The organism is Nostoc sp. 'Peltigera membranacea cyanobiont' 213 (assembly GCF_002245975.1).
Taxonomy (GTDB): Bacteria; Cyanobacteriota; Cyanobacteriia; order Cyanobacteriales; family Nostocaceae; genus Nostoc.
This window is the reverse complement of sequence record NZ_NOLI01000008.1, coordinates 39,268-54,574: the sequence shown is the minus strand read 5'-3', so window position 1 is coordinate 54,574 and position 15,307 is coordinate 39,268. Positions and strand designations below refer to the sequence as shown.

At 41.9% G+C, this 15,307-nt stretch carries 15 protein-coding genes; 5 read left to right on the top strand and 10 right to left on the bottom strand.

Going from position 1 to position 15,307, the window contains the following annotated elements; genetic code table 11:
* Positions 1 to 5: 5 nt before the first annotated feature.
* From CDG77_RS04010 to CDG77_RS03990, 5 genes are all read right to left on the bottom strand, one after another.
* On the bottom strand, positions 6 to 215 hold the full coding sequence (locus tag CDG77_RS04010) for a DUF2997 domain-containing protein (protein ID WP_094328129.1): 210 nt from the start codon (positions 213 to 215) through the stop codon (positions 6 to 8).
* A gap of 614 nt (positions 216 to 829) precedes the next feature.
* A complete protein-coding gene (locus CDG77_RS04005; RefSeq protein ID WP_094328128.1) occupies positions 830 to 1,048 on the bottom strand; it encodes a DUF433 domain-containing protein in 219 nt (72 codons plus the stop codon).
* 330 nt (positions 1,049 to 1,378) lie between these two features.
* Positions 1,379 to 1,723 (bottom strand): type II toxin-antitoxin system PemK/MazF family toxin, encoded by a 345-nt coding sequence (locus CDG77_RS04000; protein WP_223269706.1) that lies wholly within the window; start codon positions 1,721 to 1,723, stop codon positions 1,379 to 1,381.
* Positions 1,696 to 1,956 carry an AbrB/MazE/SpoVT family DNA-binding domain-containing protein gene (locus tag CDG77_RS03995; protein ID WP_094328126.1) on the bottom strand — a complete coding sequence of 87 codons (261 nt, stop codon included), beginning with the start codon at positions 1,954 to 1,956 and terminating at the stop codon, positions 1,696 to 1,698. Before CDG77_RS03995 ends, CDG77_RS04000 begins: the two co-directional genes overlap by 28 nt.
* 158 nt (positions 1,957 to 2,114) lie before the next feature.
* Positions 2,115 to 3,572, bottom strand: coding sequence for an ABC transporter ATP-binding protein (locus tag CDG77_RS03990; RefSeq protein WP_094328125.1), 1,458 nt, complete (start codon positions 3,570 to 3,572; stop codon positions 2,115 to 2,117).
* A gap of 48 nt (positions 3,573 to 3,620) precedes the next feature.
* Between CDG77_RS03990 and CDG77_RS03985 the strand changes: the two genes are divergently transcribed.
* Positions 3,621 to 3,938 carry a hypothetical protein gene (locus tag CDG77_RS03985; protein WP_094328124.1) on the top strand — a complete coding sequence of 106 codons (318 nt, stop codon included), beginning with the start codon at positions 3,621 to 3,623 and terminating at the stop codon, positions 3,936 to 3,938.
* A 146-nt stretch (positions 3,939 to 4,084) separates the two neighbouring features.
* Here the strand turns inward: CDG77_RS03985 and CDG77_RS03980 are convergent, their stop codons facing one another.
* A complete protein-coding gene (locus CDG77_RS03980; protein ID WP_094328123.1) occupies positions 4,085 to 4,576 on the bottom strand; it encodes a hypothetical protein in 492 nt (163 codons plus the stop codon).
* Positions 4,577 to 5,010: 434 nt separating this feature from the next.
* Here CDG77_RS03980 and CDG77_RS03975 point away from each other — a divergent pair, with 434 nt between their 5' ends.
* Both CDG77_RS03975 and bioU read left to right on the top strand, forming a co-directional pair.
* Positions 5,011 to 5,259, top strand: a complete 249-nt coding sequence (locus CDG77_RS03975; RefSeq protein WP_094328122.1) for a hypothetical protein — start codon at positions 5,011 to 5,013, stop codon at positions 5,257 to 5,259.
* Positions 5,260 to 5,556: 297 nt separating this feature from the next.
* A complete protein-coding gene (gene bioU, locus CDG77_RS03970; RefSeq protein WP_094328121.1) occupies positions 5,557 to 6,561 on the top strand; it encodes a (S)-8-amino-7-oxononanoate synthase BioU in 1,005 nt (334 codons plus the stop codon).
* Between the two features lie 71 nt (positions 6,562 to 6,632).
* Here the strand turns inward: bioU and CDG77_RS03965 are convergent, their stop codons facing one another.
* From CDG77_RS03965 to CDG77_RS03950, 4 genes are all read right to left on the bottom strand, one after another.
* On the bottom strand, positions 6,633 to 7,193 hold the full coding sequence (locus tag CDG77_RS03965) for a hypothetical protein (RefSeq protein ID WP_094328120.1): 561 nt from the start codon (positions 7,191 to 7,193) through the stop codon (positions 6,633 to 6,635).
* A gap of 113 nt (positions 7,194 to 7,306) precedes the next feature.
* Positions 7,307 to 8,530: a type II secretion system F family protein gene (locus CDG77_RS03960; RefSeq protein WP_094328119.1), complete on the bottom strand. Its 1,224-nt coding sequence runs from the start codon at positions 8,528 to 8,530 to the stop codon at positions 7,307 to 7,309.
* A 92-nt stretch (positions 8,531 to 8,622) separates the two neighbouring features.
* On the bottom strand, positions 8,623 to 9,750 hold the full coding sequence (locus CDG77_RS03955; protein ID WP_094328118.1) for a type IV pilus twitching motility protein PilT: 1,128 nt from the start codon (positions 9,748 to 9,750) through the stop codon (positions 8,623 to 8,625).
* A 74-nt stretch (positions 9,751 to 9,824) separates the two neighbouring features.
* Positions 9,825 to 11,831 carry a GspE/PulE family protein gene (locus tag CDG77_RS03950; RefSeq protein ID WP_094328117.1) on the bottom strand — a complete coding sequence of 669 codons (2,007 nt, stop codon included), beginning with the start codon at positions 11,829 to 11,831 and terminating at the stop codon, positions 9,825 to 9,827.
* A gap of 451 nt (positions 11,832 to 12,282) precedes the next feature.
* Here CDG77_RS03950 and grpE point away from each other — a divergent pair, with 451 nt between their 5' ends.
* Together grpE and dnaK are read left to right on the top strand one after the other, a co-directional pair.
* A complete protein-coding gene (gene grpE, locus CDG77_RS03945; protein ID WP_094328116.1) occupies positions 12,283 to 13,032 on the top strand; it encodes a nucleotide exchange factor GrpE in 750 nt (249 codons plus the stop codon).
* A gap of 227 nt (positions 13,033 to 13,259) precedes the next feature.
* The gene (dnaK, locus tag CDG77_RS03940; RefSeq protein ID WP_094328115.1) at positions 13,260 to 15,218 is read left to right on the top strand and encodes a molecular chaperone DnaK; all 1,959 of its coding nucleotides are present in this window, start codon (positions 13,260 to 13,262) and stop codon (positions 15,216 to 15,218) included.
* The last annotated feature ends 89 nt before the right edge of the window (positions 15,219 to 15,307 follow it).

Here is a 15,307-nt window from a genome sequence, read left to right as displayed (position 1 = left end):
AAAACTTACCAATCGCTGTAAGTGGTGTGTGTATTCGCCACATTAGATTGCTGCACCTTCGCGGCGAAATATTCTGAGGTTGGCTCATGATTAAGTACTTGCCCTAGCTGTGCCTCTATTGCTGCTGTAACCTCAGCGCATGAATTACCCACAATGCCAGTGACTTTCTCTTGTACCCGACCGTCTGGATAGATTATGAACTCTAATGTCTCCATGCTCTTGGCCAACCACGATAAGTACGCTTAAATTTTACTGCCTTAGCAGAAGGCTATAAATATAGCCGTAGGAACATATTTAGATACAAACTCCCCATTTGTTAACTAATGTTCCATGTTTCAACATATATATCTCAGAATCTTTACAAAACTTATTAGTATTATAAGCATACACATCAGTATTTAGTTAGTTTCTCTTAACCTCATTGATTAGTCAAGGTAAAAACTGAGTTTGCCAAGTAAGCTGCAAAAGTACTAAAAATAGGCATTAGACGTAGTTATAGCCAGCTAGATGGTTACAAAAATATAAAAATTATTGAAAATCTTTATCATTATTATTTAGATTTACCTTATTTCATTAATGCTTTCTAAGTAAGTCGGTTGCAGTGCAGTGTCAACTTAGAGCCAGATGATGAGTTATACGTAGGAATAACTTTATTTAGAATCGTGTATCAACGGATTTTTAGACTGCGATCGCCAGAATATAAAAAATAAATATAATCAAACCTTGGGTTTTCTTGCATCAACCCAACCTATGAGTAGGCGATCGCTTGATGGTAGATTTGTAATATGCGTAGGCGTAGCCTAATTAGGAAAGTCCTACTTCAATTACCTCACCAGGAAGGATGGCATTTAGCAATTTTTGTACATTCCAGTGCTGCGATCGCTTGCTCACGGCTAACACTGGGAAAATGATCTAAAAACTCATTTAGCGAATCACCTGCTTCTAGATAATCAAGCAAGGTCTTAATTGGTACGCGAGTTCCAACAAAGACAGTAGTTCCCCCTAATATATCAGGGTCACTATGAACAATACGCGATGTTGGCATCATAATAACTCTAGACATTTATTTGGCAATATTTAGCTACGATCCTAACTCGGAATTACTTCTACTAGAAGCGTAGGCGGATTATCGTTGTAGATTTAAACTATCGTGGGTACTACAATAGGCGATCGCATCCAACACGCAATACGGTTCAGTTAGTGATGTTTAACCTCGGAAGATCCCCCCAAGCCCTCTTAAAAAGGGGGGCTTAGTTCCCTCCTTTTTAAGGAGGGTTAGGGAGGATCAAGCCTTAACTGAACTGTATTGATCCAACACGGAAACTTTGCTTACGATTACAATCTCATAACCATCCGGTGTGTGCGATTCTTAGACAGATTATTCAGCAAACATTTCAGCCAAAGTATCTAAAACTGCTTTTTGTTCATCAGAATCAATTTGACCTAGCTTTTTGACTAATCGAGTTTTGTCAACTGTACGAATTTGATCGAGAACGATTTGCCCATCCTTGCCCTGAAACTGACAAGCCACACGAGTCGGATAAGACTGTCCTTTAGTTGTCATCGGAGCAACAATGACAGTGGCAATATATTTGTTCATCTCATCTGGTGAAATTACTACACAGGGTCTTGTCTTCTGAATCTCACTGCCAATCGTCGGGTCGAGGTTAACCAAAAATACATCAAATCGATTGACTACCACTCCCACTTTAGATGCTCCCACTCTGTAGTTACGGCATCATCAAGCAGTGCATCGTCGTGTTGTTTCGCCATTGTTGCAAATGCTTCCTCCCACCCTTGACGCGATTTAGAGGCAGCACGGACAATTAGGTGACAATCTTGAATTTCAATTTCCACCTCTTCATCAATACCACTTTGTTCTAGGAGAAGTTTAGGAATGCGAATACCTTGAGAGTTCCCAATTTTAATAATACGGGTTCTAATTGCTGTTCCCATGACGATATTTATCCTGGCATGTAATTACATTGTGATTACACATCAGGATTTTGTCAACAAACGTTCAAATTTTCAATAATTTTTAATGCGATCGCACTCATCAGTACAATAGGCGATCGCATTATGTTCTATGTGTATTATGCATAGACGAGAAAACGCTATTGAATTACTGAATCGCGTTTATACGCCCATACAGCTATCAATCCAAATATACCTCCAGCCCACAATAGCCATAGTAAATGCAATAACAGATGTTCGTCATAATCTAAACCTGCTGCCCATAGCGTTAGTTCTCTATAGTGGTAAAAAGGAGAGAAAGCAACTAAATCCTGTAAATAACGTGGATTAGTTAGAGGTAAAGCACCACAACTTGCTAACCCAAGCGGAATAGATAATCCAGCAATAGAGTCATAACTTTTAGGTTCTGTTAAATAACTTAGTGCTAGACCAAAAACAGCAAAAGGTATCACTCCCAACACTAAGCTGAAGACAAGAAGCAATAGTTGTTCAGGATTAATATCTATTTTTAAGCGCCAAATCCCTAATATCATAATTAAGGTAATAATTATGGTGGATAATAGCAGAGTTGTTACAACTTTTGCAGCGATATAGATAACTGGTGGTAATGGAGTTATACGGAGCAATTTTAACCAACCTTCAGCGCGTTCAACTGAGACTCTCTTACCTAACCTATCAATAGCAATCGTCAATAAGATTAATACACTAAATGATGTTAGTGCTTGTTTTGCTAATTCACCATGAAATGGAAGAACACTGCTGAAACAGGCAAACAGAATAATACCTAATAAAAACAGAGGTGTACGAAATAGCTGAATTATTTCTACCCACATTTGCTGCAAAAAGATAAATGCAGCACCTTGTGGTTGAATTACAGGTATATTTTGTGATATTTGTTGATTCTCTATTTGAATTATCTCTTTACTCGTATCTTCAATAAGTTGACCTTCTGATGGTGCTTCAGCAAGTGCATGGAGAGTGACATAACGAGTGGCAAGTTGGCTAAGTTTATCCAAATCCTGCTCATCAGGGTGTATCACCATTAAAATTGTGATTCCCTGCTTTTGGCAGAGTCTTATTTCTTGCCAAAACATTTCATAGCCTTCCTTATCCAACTTTTGTGTAGGTTCATCAAGTATAAGCAGTTCTGGATTACCCACTAAAGCAAGAGCAAAATACAAACGTTGTTTTTCCCCACCGGCTAACTCACTAACCCATGCTTCAGATTTATCTTCAAGACCGACCCTTTTCAAAATATCTTGAACTGTGTATGACTGAGGATAGTAACTTCGTACAAGCTGCACAAGTTCTTTAACTTTTAAATTTTTAGGAACTGTTGTTTCTTGTAAAACGGCACCCACAGCTTTTTTTGCAGAAGATTGCTGAGGAGAAAGACCCATAAGTTTTACTTCTCCTTCACTGGGTTGGACAAGCCCTAAAATCAAATTAAGTAATGTACTTTTGCCTGCACCATTGTTTCCTAGCAGTACTACAAATTCTCCTTTTTCAACAAAAAAATCCATGTTTTGAATAATCGGATATTCATTAAAGCCTTTCCGAAAGGTTTTAGAAACTTTGCGGACTTCAATCAAGTTCATACTCTGTTATTCTCCTATAACTAAGATAAATGAAACGAGGAATATATAATGAACCAAACAACACTTGATATAAGTACTGCGGGTACTATTGAAAGTCCTAAGAATGTTGTAAGAACAAAAACTGTCGCTGTACCTCCAGCAAAAGCCCAAAAATCAGATGTTACTGTAGAAGAATGTCTCTCAGTCTCGCTACAGAAACTAAAAATGCAGACATCGCTTCCTCGGTTGATAATAAAAAAAGTAGTAGCTAAGACAATAAGGAAGATTGCCACTACGATTAGTTTGCTTAAATCAAGAGGCAAATTGGAGTTGTTATTCGTAGCTTGTACAGTTTCTAACGGTATTCCTGCATTATTACCAAGTTGATTATTAGGACTTGTTGTATCGATAGAAGAATTTGATGGTTGTTGTGGGCTATTGCCTGAATAATTATTATCTTGAGATGGAGATTGCATTTTTAGTTATTCCTAAAAGAAGTGTCTGACTATTTGAAATTAGATAATTCAATTTAATCAAATTGATAAAGCTATTCTAATAGCTAACCAAGTTAGAAATCCAGAGCCAACAACAATAAATGCTGGAGCGGCTCCAATTAAAGCAACACCTGTTGCAACAGCTATACCGATTGCACCAGCAGTAAGATCAGGCTGTTCTTTTATAGCTTCCAAGATTGCTCTTTCTTCTTCTAATTTAGGATTATTTCTATGTTCCGTAATTATATTTAGAGGCTTGTAGACTTCACTTTTAGGTTTACTGTCCGGTTTAATTTTAGTAGTCTTGTTTTGCTGATTAATGGAAGATTTTGATTCAGTTGCTATTTGTTTGCATTCTGCTGGAAATTCACCAGACCAATGAATCATAGGGTCGCAAGAGTGCTGAACCTGCAAAGTAGTATTTGCAAGTAAAGGAGTCCATATCAACAGAAAAACTAACAGAATGGCTTGAAAATCCAAACGCAGCAGTCGTTCCAGCCATGAAAGAAGAGACTTAATTGATAATTGCATAGCTCGTAAAAACAGTTACAGCAGTTTAAATAAATTAAAAAGCGACTTGTGCTTTGTCTGCCTTAGAGGTTGTTTGAAAAGTATCAAGTTGTATAAAGATCCCCCCTAACCCCCCTTAAAAAAGGGGGGAACCGGAATCAAAGTCACCCAATTTACCGGGGGATTTAGGGGGATCTAAAACGTTTTGTTACCGACAATAGGACTTTTCAAACATTCTCTTAATACTAGGGTTCCCCATACTGAACCTTCTGTAACTTTATTTACGCCAAATATTTCTAAAAAACATCACTGTTTGCCGTGATTACGTTATTACAATAAAATGTAATTTATGTATCAGTAATTTTAATCTGAAAAAAAGTTAATTTATACCGTTCATCTTAATCAGTAGCTGTTTTTGGGCATTCTAATAATAGATAAACCGAGAGGAACTGCTTATGGCTAAAGTCGTTTGTGAAAAATGCAACCATCAGTTTGAAGCAACTAATCATTTAGTAACTGCTGGAGCTACCGCCGCCGGTGCTGCAACTGGCGCTTGGCTTGGTTCCGGTATTGGAATCGCAATGGGGCCTTTGGGAGCAATTGCTGGAACTATACCAGGGGCGGTTATTGGAGCTGCTCTTGCAGGACTTGGAGTTACTAAATTGACTCAATGTCCTTCTTGTGGACATACTTTCATAGTTTAAAAAATAACAGAAAAGCGGATAAAAAACCGCTTTTCTGTTTATGGTTCTTCTCTCATTTTCTTAATCGTGGTTGTCGGAGTGTTCGCAGTCCTTTGGATTTTTGCTGCTATCTCGCGTGAAAATTTGCTCAAGCCGAAATCACTCAACAAGAATTTCTGGTGAAAAAACTGATTTGGTCGGCGAAGAAACCAGGATAATGAAGCATAATTAACCTTTATAGCTAAAAGCTGTCAGCCATCAGCCACAAGCTGAGATGGTAAAGTTTGAAAGCTTGTGATTAAACTTAAGTAATTGATTATGAGTACAGCAAATATTTCGTCAGCGATACGCATAGGAGTACTAGGTTTCGGCGGACTCGGACAAGCCGCCGCCAAAGTACTTGCTGCTAAACAGGAAATGATTTTAGTCGCAGCCGCAGATCAAAAAGGTTACGCTTACGCTGCTGAAGGTTTAAATACTCAAGAATGCATTGCAACTTACCAGTCCCAAGGTTCTGTAGGTTATTTAGAACCAGTTGGTACGTTAACAAATCAAAGTATTCAGGATGTAATTGCAATAGCTCAACCTGTGGATGGGTATTTTCTGGCTTTACCCAACTTACCAAACGATTTTATCCCTTCTGTAGCCAAAGAGTTTATTAAATCTGGTTGGCAGGGGGTGCTAGTGGATGCAATTAAGCGCACCTCTGCTGTAGAACAACTACTGGCGATGAAAGAAGAACTGCAAGCCGCCGGGATTACTTACATGACAGGTTGTGGTGCTACACCCGGACTGTTAACCGCCGCCGCCGCATTAGCCGCCCAAAGCTACGCCGAAATTCATCAAGTCGAAATTACCTTTGGGGTAGGAATTGCCAACTGGGAAGCTTACCGCGCCACTGTTCGGGAAGATATTGGCCATATCCCTGGTTATACAGTGGAAACTGCTAGGGCGATGACTGACGCAGAAGTAGAAGCACTACTAGATAAAACTAATGGCGTGCTTACCTTGAAGAATATGGAACACGCTGATGATGTGATGCTAGAGGTCGCAGGAATTTGCGATCGCGATCGCGTTACAGTTGGTGGTGTAGTCGATACTCGCAATCCTAAAAAGCCCCTCAGCACTAACGTTAAGGTAACAGGGCGCACTTTTGAAGGGAAGATTTCCACCCATACCTTTACTTTGGGAGATGAAACCAGTATGGCAGCCAATGTCTGCGGGCCTGCCTTTGGCTATCTCAAAGCTGGTAAGCAATTGCACCAACGCGGCATCTATGGAATATTCACTGCTGCCGAAATTATGCCGCAATTTGTAAAGTAAAAAGTAAAAAGTAAAAAGGCAAAAGAAACAGGCAAATTCTTTTGCCTTTTTACTTTTACCTTTTGCCTTGATTAAGCTGGTGGGATTTCTGGACAAAAAGTGTCTGTGAAATTTTCCTCAAGTAGCAAATCTGGTGTTTGGATAATAAATGGAAGTTCGGCTCCTACGAGTCCTCGTTGGATGCGTTCTAAGGTATTACTGAAAACGACAAACAGAGGATATATAGTATTAGCTCCCTCACTCAAAATATGACTGTGGCGCAGAGGCATCAACCACTCATAATCATTGTCCAAGAAAACTTGGGTTTGTCGCCAACGTCCTAACAAATCAGAAAAGTCTTCGTGAGCGCGATGAATAAAGACTAAGATTTCGGCTCCGGTTTTGATTTTCCACTCTGGATCGCACATCAAAATTGCCACATCACAGGGTAAGCAAATCGTTTGTGGCGTTGTTGTTGCTGTGTTGCGAAGACGGACAATCGGCAAAGGGATAGTAATGACACTTTCATCGGGACGGCGCAAACTGGGAATCATCTCTAAGTATGGCCGATATTGTTTTAGTAAGGCGATCGCAGCTAGATGATTGCTGTACTCTGCCAAACTCGCTTCGTAGTCAGATTTTTGCACAGTCATAGTTGATTAAATAGTTAGGAGTTAGAAAAAAATTTAAGTAGTCAAGAGTTAAAAATGAGCATGAAAAGTAAAAAGTTTAAACTCTTAATTCCTAACTCTTAACTCTTTATCCCTTATCCCAGCTTTTCAAATACCGCAAACATCGGCAAATACATTGCCAGCAAAATGGTTCCAACCATCCCCCCTAAAACTACAATCATCACTGGTTCCAAAATACTGGTCATTGCTTTTACTGCTTGCTCGACTTCATCTTCATAGAAATCAGCAACTTTCATCAACATTCCATCTAATTCTCCAGTTTCTTCGCCGATACTAATCATCTGAATTGCCATAGCTGGAAAAACAGCATCTTTTTGTAAAGCAATACTAATCATACCTCCCTGTTGAATCTCCATCCGGGCTGCGTCTATGGCATTAGCAATTACTTGGTTTCCTGATGTATCTCGGACAATTTCTAAGCAAGTTAAAATTGGTACGCCTGAACGAGTCAAAGAACCAAAAGTCCGGCTAAAGCGGGCGACTGAAGATTTTTGAATTAAGTCACCAAATAACGGCATTTTGAGGGAAAGACGATCGATTGTTATCCGACCAACAGGAGTTTTAGCATATTGTCCATAGGCAAATTTCAATGCTATGAGAATACCTAGAAGTACGAAAGCACCAGGACTTCTCAGAAATTTACTAGCATCCATCAAGAATTGCGTTAGAGGTGGTAATGAGATTCCAATTTGTGTAAAAATCGTGGCAAAAATCGGAATGAGAAAAATGGTCATGCCGAGAAAGATTGCAACTGCGATAAAACCCACAACAGTTGGATAAGACAATGCTGATTTAATTTGGTTTTGTAGACGAGCAACATCTTCTAGCAACTTAGCTAAACGATTCAATACTTCGTCTAGAACACCACCCACTTCACCGGCTTGAATCATACTCACATATAACCCATCAAAGCAGTCAGGATGTTTCCGCATTGCTTCTGAAAGGTTCATTCCACTTTGAACATCAGTACTAATCTCAACTAGGGCTTGTTTGAGTTTAGTATTACTACACTGTTCGGAAAGTACCCCCAGACTTCTAACGATCGCAACCCCCGCATTCATCAAAACGGCAAATTGACGGGAAAAAACGGCTTTGTCTTTCACAGAAACCTTAACTAAGGAATTCTGGAATTTTTTTAAGGCAACATCTGGCTGAAATCCTTGAGATTGTTTGAGTTCTTGGATTACAAAACCTTGATCTCTGAGATTAGTCCGAGCTTGTACCAAAGATTCAGCAGTAATTTTTTCTGTTCGGGATTTTCCTTGAGAATCCCGAACACGAGCAACAAAGTTTGGCATAAATAAATTCAAAATAGTTGTTATTTATGGGGTATGGGGCATTGGGCATTGCTGATTCTTGTTGTCTCCCTCATCCCCCTTCCCCAGTTACTTTAATGGGCTTTGGCAGCCATACCGGGTTTCGCACCTGCTGCCTGGGGTGGTACAGAAGTACCGATAAGACGTTGGATTTCATCTGGCTTAGAAGTCTTAGACATCGCCGCTTCAAAAGAAATCGTTCCTGCTTTGTAAAAATCAGCTAAAACCTTCTCCAGAGTTTGCATCCCCAACTTGCCGCCAGTTTGAATAGCTGAGTAAATTTGGGCTGTTTTACCTTCTCTAATCAAGTTAGAAATAGCGGGAGTGACAATTAGAATTTCTTGTGCCATCACCCGACCATATTCACCGGGTTTAGGGCTTTTCTTGGACACCAAGGTTTGGCTAAATACCGCCACTAATGAGTTAGATAACTGCACCCGCACCTGGGTTTGTCTTTCATGGGGGAAAACGTCAATAATCCGGTCAACTGTCTGGGCGGCGGAACTGGTGTGGAGAGTACCAAATACCAAGTGTCCTGTTTCTGCTGCGGAAATCGCCAAAGAAATCGTTTCCAAATCGCGCATTTCTCCCACCAGAACAATATCTGGATCTTCCCGCAAAGCTGCTTTCAAAGCATTAGCAAAGCTCTTAGTATCTTCACCCAGTTGTCGTTGGTGAACCAAGCTTTTAATGGGTTCATAGACAAATTCAATTGGGTCTTCCACCGTTAAAATATGCTCTGCCTTGGTGCGGTTAATCAAGTCGATCATCGCCGCTAGGGTGGTTGTCTTGCCGGAACCTGTAGGGCCTGTCACCAGAATTAGTCCTCTAGGCTTATCTGTCATTTCCCGTACAATATCTGGCAAACCTAATTTTTCAAAGTTAGGAATCTTAGAACTTAATGCCCGTAAGCAAGCAGCATAAGAACCACGTTCTTTATAGACATTGACCCGGAAACGTGCTAAACCTTTAACGCCATAAGAACAATCCAATTCCCAGTTCTGCTCTAAGGTTTTACGCTGGGTGTTGTTGAGCATACTAAAAATCAGCCTTTGACATTGATCGGCTGTCAATACATGCTCACCTATGGGGGTAAGTTTGCCACTGATGCGGAAGTAGGGAGGCAAACCTGCGGATAAATGCAAATCCGAGCCACCCATTTCAATCAACTGTTCCATCAAGTCTTCAATCATCATTTCCATAGTTCTGCTCCTTTTTTATGTTTTTTATGTTTGTCATTTGTTCAAAGTTACTAACCAATGACTAATGACTAGTCTTAAAACCGAGATGTCATACAGTAGGGACAATCCAGCCATTCTTGTTTCAATGTGGCATCGCAACTCCGACAGGTAAGACCAGTCTTGCGTTTGGCTTTTAACTCTGCTTCCAAGCCAGTATCAGTAAACGTCACTCGTTCTACTTCTTCTAAAGTCGTGGAACCTTCGCGCACTAAGTCCAAACTATAAGCCAGCAAGGTTTTCATCCCCTCTTCTATTGCCACTTCCTTGATGCGTTCTGTGGGTGCATCTTCGTTAATGAGAGTTTGCAGATTTTCGGTGACTCGCATAACTTCATAAACACCACAACGCCCTTTATAGCCGTTGCCATTACATTTTGGGCAAAGGTGATTTTTGGCTTTGGCATCTGCGATCGCATCTAATGTCAAAGTGTTAGCTTTATAGAAGGTGACTTCCACATCAGAAGAAGCTGATAGACCATAACGAGCTAGTTCCTCGGTTGTGGGAGTGTAGGGAATCCGACATTCAGAACATACGCGCCGCACCAAACGTTGAGCTAGAACGCCAATTAGAGAACTAGAAACCATGAAAGGTTCAATGCCCATTTCTCCCAAACGAGCGATCGCTCCTGGGGCATCATTGGTATGTAAGGTAGTTAATACTAAGTGACCGGTCAAGGCAGCCTCAATTGCTGTTTTTGCCGTTTCCTTATCCCGCGTTTCACCCACCAGTAGCACATCTGGATCTTGCCGCAAGAAAGCCCGCAGAGCGGTAGCAAAATCTAACCCTTTTTCTCGAATCACCTGTACTTGAGTAATCCCTGGAAGACTGTACTCAATTGGGTCTTCCACAGTACTGATATTAATTCCGGGATCGTTCTTTTCTGATAGTGCAGAATAGAGCGAGGTTGTTTTCCCAGAACCAGTTGGCCCAGTTACCAAAATTAGTCCAAAGGGACGGCTAACCATATCCTGGACAATATGTAAAGTCTCTGGATCGGTAATTAACTTATCTAATCCCAGTTGGGTAGAGGAGTTATCCAAAATCCGCAGTACCACCTTTTCCCCGTAGCGACTGGGCAAGGTATTCACGCGGAAATCCACCTTACGTCCCTCAAATAGCCGCCGGATGCGTCCATCTTGGGGCATACGGCGTTCGGCAATATCTAGATTCGAGATGATTTTAAATCGGGCTGTCACCGCCGGGATGATTTTTTTCGGTAGGGGATCGAAAGCTTCCTTCAGTACGCCATCCTTCCGAAAGCGAATGCGTAAGTTTTCTTCTTGCGGTTCGATATGAATGTCAGAAACGCCCTCATGCAAGGCTTTAGCCAGGATTCTGTTCACTAGGTTGATGACTGGGGCATCCTCTGCACCCTTCATCGCTGCCCCAAGATCGGCCTCCATTTCTTCAGGAGCATCGGAAATATCGAGATTTCCGAGGTTTTCTAAATCCTGATTAATATCTGTAAACTTTTCTTGGTCTAGGTGCTTTTGCTTAACAGCCATTTCATCCAAATATTGGTTGATTAGCTGTTGGTAGTCTTCCTGGGTAATCACCATGCGCTGCAATGCCAGTCCTTGGGGGCGCAAGATGCGATTTAGGTCATCAGAAGCCTCTAGGTTATCTGGAGCAACCATCGCCACTAAAACTGAGGGCGGGGTTTGGTCTTCGTGTTTCGACAGTGGTACTAAACGATGGCGACGGCAAATATCCACTGGGATGAGGGTTTCAATCAGGTTCCCCATCATCGTGTTAGCAACGGAACTGACTTCCGGATCGAGGAATTCAACACCGTATAGTATTTTAAGTTCAAATAGCTGCTGTTTTTTGTATTGCCTGAGCAACTCAGGTGATAGTTGTTGTCCAGTAATTGACTCTAGTACTTCCGTTAAGGGTCTGCCAGATTTGCGGCTTTCAATTAGTGCCTGCCTCATCTGTTCGGTATTGACATAGCCAGATTGGACTAGCTTGTTGCCGAAGGGCGAAAACTCTGTTCTGGTAGTTAGAGCGGTACTGCGCCGTTGTGGTGACGAGTAAGTCATAAATGAGCGAATGAGTAGGGGAACCTCTGCTTAAAGTATTCCCAGTCGGTGAGATAGAATTCTCATTTGCCAAAAAAGTCATTGAACTTCTAAGTAACGAAAACTGTTGTTCGGAGTTCTCGCTAAATGGTGAGTGAAAAATAAGTAATAGTAGAGAAAATATCAATTCCTGAATCACTCAAGCAACAAATTTTTAGTCACAGGGGCGAATGAGATTAAGCGCCACTCTTTCAAATTACTTACTCCTAGAGGTACACTACTCGTTCGGGTTCCCGCCTTGATGGTGTCTACGCTAAGGTGTTCGCCATTTGTCACAATAAGAAAACGGTTACATCACTTCCAGAAACTTGTCGGCAACAAAATCAGCCTTAGTTGCAAGTCGTGGATGACGACGGTTGCAAGCTATGGAGATACACTGCCATAAATAGCAAGCATCTGGAATGAGTGGACAATGATGGATGAAAATAAACAGATAAACAATACTAGCCAGCAATTGGGTGAACCAACAGAGGTAAAGCAAGCAATGAAGAGTGACTCCCCAGCCCAAATTAATTTCAATGAATCTGGTAGCGAGGTGACAGAGCAAGTGGCATCCCAAGCTAATGTATCGGGAGATGCAGCTACTATCAATGCAGAAACTGGCGTTCCTGCAACCGATAACACTGGAGTAGAAACGGCAGCTTTGGCAGAACTGACTCAACAAATTGAGTCTCTCAAAACACAACTAGAAGAACGTAGTACTCAATATATGCGGATTGCCGCTGATTTTGAGAATTATCGGAAACGCACTAGCAAAGAAAAAGAAGAGCTAGAGACGCTGATGAAGCGGAATACGATTCTAGAATTGCTACCAGTGGTCGATAATTTTGAGCGGGCGCGATCGCACCTCAAACCGCAATCTGATGGCGAAATGACCATGCACAAAAGCTACCAAGGGGTTTACAAACAATTAGTCGATAGCCTCAAACGCTTGGGTGTATCACCAATGCGTCCTGAAGGCCAAGAATTCGATCCTAACCTCCATGAAGCAGTAATGCGGGAACCTACGGATGAACATCCTGAAGGAACAGTGTTAGAAGAGTTAGTGCGCGGATATTACTTGGGCGAGCGCGTGCTACGCCATGCAATGGTCAAAGTAGCTGCTCCAAAGGAAGATACACCTTCTACGGAGGAAGATCAGTCGAGTCAAGCCTTCAGTTAAGCTGTAGTCGCTCGTCTCGCTGACCAAAAGTGCCTGGCTTCTAGCAAGGACGAGCATCGCGTACCTAAAACTTGGACAAGGCTTTGGATAACTCTCTGTGTTTCAACTTCTCTCTTGCTACCAGCAATATGGGTTCCACAGACGTTATCCGCTAGCCTTGATTCGGAGCAAAAAAGTTAGTCTGCGACATATTACAGCATAAAAAATCAGTAAAAATACTGCCAATTATGGGAAAAGTTATTGGAATCGATTTAGGCACTACCAACAGTTGCGTCGCAGTTCTGGAGGGCGGTCAACCACTGGTGATCTCCAATTCTGAAGGCGGACGAACTACTCCAAGTATTGTGGGATTTGGGAAGAGTGGCGATCGCTTGGTTGGTCAATTGGCAAAGCGCCAAGCCGTAACCAATGCGGAAAACACAATTTACAGTATTAAACGATTTATCGGGCGACGTTGGGAAGACACTGAAATAGAACGCGATCGCGTCCCCTACAACTGCATCAAAGGTCGAGACGATACCGTTGATGTTCAAATTCGCTCAAAAAATTACACGCCACAAGAATTATCCGCGATGATCCTGCAAAAGCTCAAGCAGGATGCAGAAAACTTCTTGGGTGAAGAAGTCACGCAAGCAGTGATCACCGTACCCGCATATTTTACAGATGCTCAAAGACAAGCCACTAAAGATGCTGGCACGATCGCCGGATTAGAAGTCCTGCGAATCATCAATGAACCAACAGCTGCGGCTTTAGCTTTCGGATTAGACAAGCAAGACCAAGAGCAGCTAATTTTAGTATTCGACTTAGGAGGCGGGACTTTCGACGTATCGATCCTGCAACTTGGGGATGGCGTTTTTGAAGTTAAGGCAACTTGTGGTAATAACCACTTGGGTGGAGACGACTTTGATAATGCGATCGTGCTTTGGATGATGGAACACTTCCAGCAAGAGGAGAAAATCGACCTTTCCAAAGATAAGATGGCACTGCAACGCCTACGGGAAGCAGCAGAAAAGGCCAAAATTGAACTCTCTAACATGGTCAATACCTCCATCAATCTGCCATTCATCACAGCTGATGAAACCGGCCCAAAGCATTTAGAGATGGAACTCAGCCGCTCTAAATTTGAGGAACTGGCAGGGAAATTAATTGAAGGTACTATTGAACCAATGATCCAAGCGCTCAAAGATGCGGATCTCAAACCAGAAGCGATAGATCGGATTATTTTGGTAGGTGGTTCTACCCGTATTCCCGCAGTCCAAAACGCGCTGATTAAATTTTTCAATGGCAAAGCTCCCGATCGCTCGATCAACCCTGATGAAGCGGTAGCATTGGGAGCAGCAATCCAAGCAGGGGTATTGGGTGGCGAAGTCGATAATCTCTTACTATTGGATGTCACCCCCCTATCTTTGGGAATTGAAACCTTGGGTGAAGTGTTCACCAAAATTATTGAACGCAACACCACAATTCCCACCAGTAAGTCACAAATTTTTTCCACAGCCGTTGATGGGCAAACCTCGGTAGAAATTCACATTCTCCAAGGTGAACGGGCAATGTCACGAGATAACAAGAGTCTCGGCAAGTTTTTGCTAGCAGGAATTCCCCCTTCGCCCCGTGGTGTACCGCAAATCGAAGTATCCTTTGAAATCGATGTCAATGGCATCCTGAAGGTTTCTGCCCAAGACAAAGGTACAGGTAGAGAACAGAGTATCAGGATTACAAATACAGGTGGTTTGAGTACCAACGAAGTCGAACGGATGCGCCAAGAAGCCGAACTGTTTTCCGAAGAAGATAGAAGACGTAAAGAACTGGTTGAACTCAGAAACCAAGCAGATAATCTGTTGTTCAGTTACGAATCCACCATCAAGGATAATGGCAACTTTATCGGCGACCAGATGAAGACTTTGGCTAGTGAAAAAGTTTCACAACTTCAAGCTGCAATGATTGACTCCAACATCTCCACGGTGGAATTTAAGCAGCGTTTAGACGACTTCCAACAAACTTTGTTTGCCATTGGTGCTGATGTCTACAATCGAGCCAACAGCCAAAGTGATGAGATTGAGGAGGCTTCAGCTAGTGCTTTTACTCCAGAAGGAGACTCACCAATGAACGGTACATTAATACCACAATTCAACTTTGATTTTGACGAAGAAAGTACCGCACAGGCTGATTATGAGGCAATAGATTAGGGATTGGGGATTGGGGATTGGGAAAGAAGCAGGAAAGCAGAGCGAAAATCCCTCTGAACCCTTCTCCACTAAACCTCTAATCTCCAGAT

Excerpts from the sequence above, each read along its gene's own strand:
- CDG77_RS04005 (WP_094328128.1), bottom strand. The coding sequence starts at position 1,048 with ATGATGCCAACATCGCGTATTGTTCATAGTGACCCTGATATATTAGGG.
- grpE (WP_094328116.1), top strand. The coding sequence starts at position 12,283 with ATGATGGATGAAAATAAACAGATAAACAATACTAGCCAGCAATTGGGT.
- CDG77_RS03975 (WP_094328122.1), top strand. The coding sequence starts at position 5,011 with ATGGCTAAAGTCGTTTGTGAAAAATGCAACCATCAGTTTGAAGCAACT.
- CDG77_RS03995 (WP_094328126.1), bottom strand. The coding sequence starts at position 1,956 with ATGGGAACAGCAATTAGAACCCGTATTATTAAAATTGGGAACTCTCAA.
- CDG77_RS03955 (WP_094328118.1), bottom strand. The coding sequence starts at position 9,750 with ATGGAAATGATGATTGAAGACTTGATGGAACAGTTGATTGAAATGGGT.
- CDG77_RS03985 (WP_094328124.1), top strand. The coding sequence starts at position 3,621 with ATGAACCAAACAACACTTGATATAAGTACTGCGGGTACTATTGAAAGT.
- CDG77_RS04010 (WP_094328129.1), bottom strand. The coding sequence starts at position 215 with ATGGAGACATTAGAGTTCATAATCTATCCAGACGGTCGGGTACAAGAG.
- CDG77_RS03950 (WP_094328117.1), bottom strand. The coding sequence starts at position 11,831 with ATGACTTACTCGTCACCACAACGGCGCAGTACCGCTCTAACTACCAGA.
- bioU (WP_094328121.1), top strand. The coding sequence starts at position 5,557 with ATGAGTACAGCAAATATTTCGTCAGCGATACGCATAGGAGTACTAGGT.
- CDG77_RS03990 (WP_094328125.1), bottom strand. The coding sequence starts at position 3,572 with ATGAACTTGATTGAAGTCCGCAAAGTTTCTAAAACCTTTCGGAAAGGC.
- CDG77_RS03960 (WP_094328119.1), bottom strand. The coding sequence starts at position 8,530 with ATGCCAAACTTTGTTGCTCGTGTTCGGGATTCTCAAGGAAAATCCCGA.
- dnaK (WP_094328115.1), top strand. The coding sequence starts at position 13,260 with ATGGGAAAAGTTATTGGAATCGATTTAGGCACTACCAACAGTTGCGTC.
- CDG77_RS03965 (WP_094328120.1), bottom strand. The coding sequence starts at position 7,193 with ATGACTGTGCAAAAATCTGACTACGAAGCGAGTTTGGCAGAGTACAGC.
- CDG77_RS03980 (WP_094328123.1), bottom strand. The coding sequence starts at position 4,576 with ATGCAATTATCAATTAAGTCTCTTCTTTCATGGCTGGAACGACTGCTG.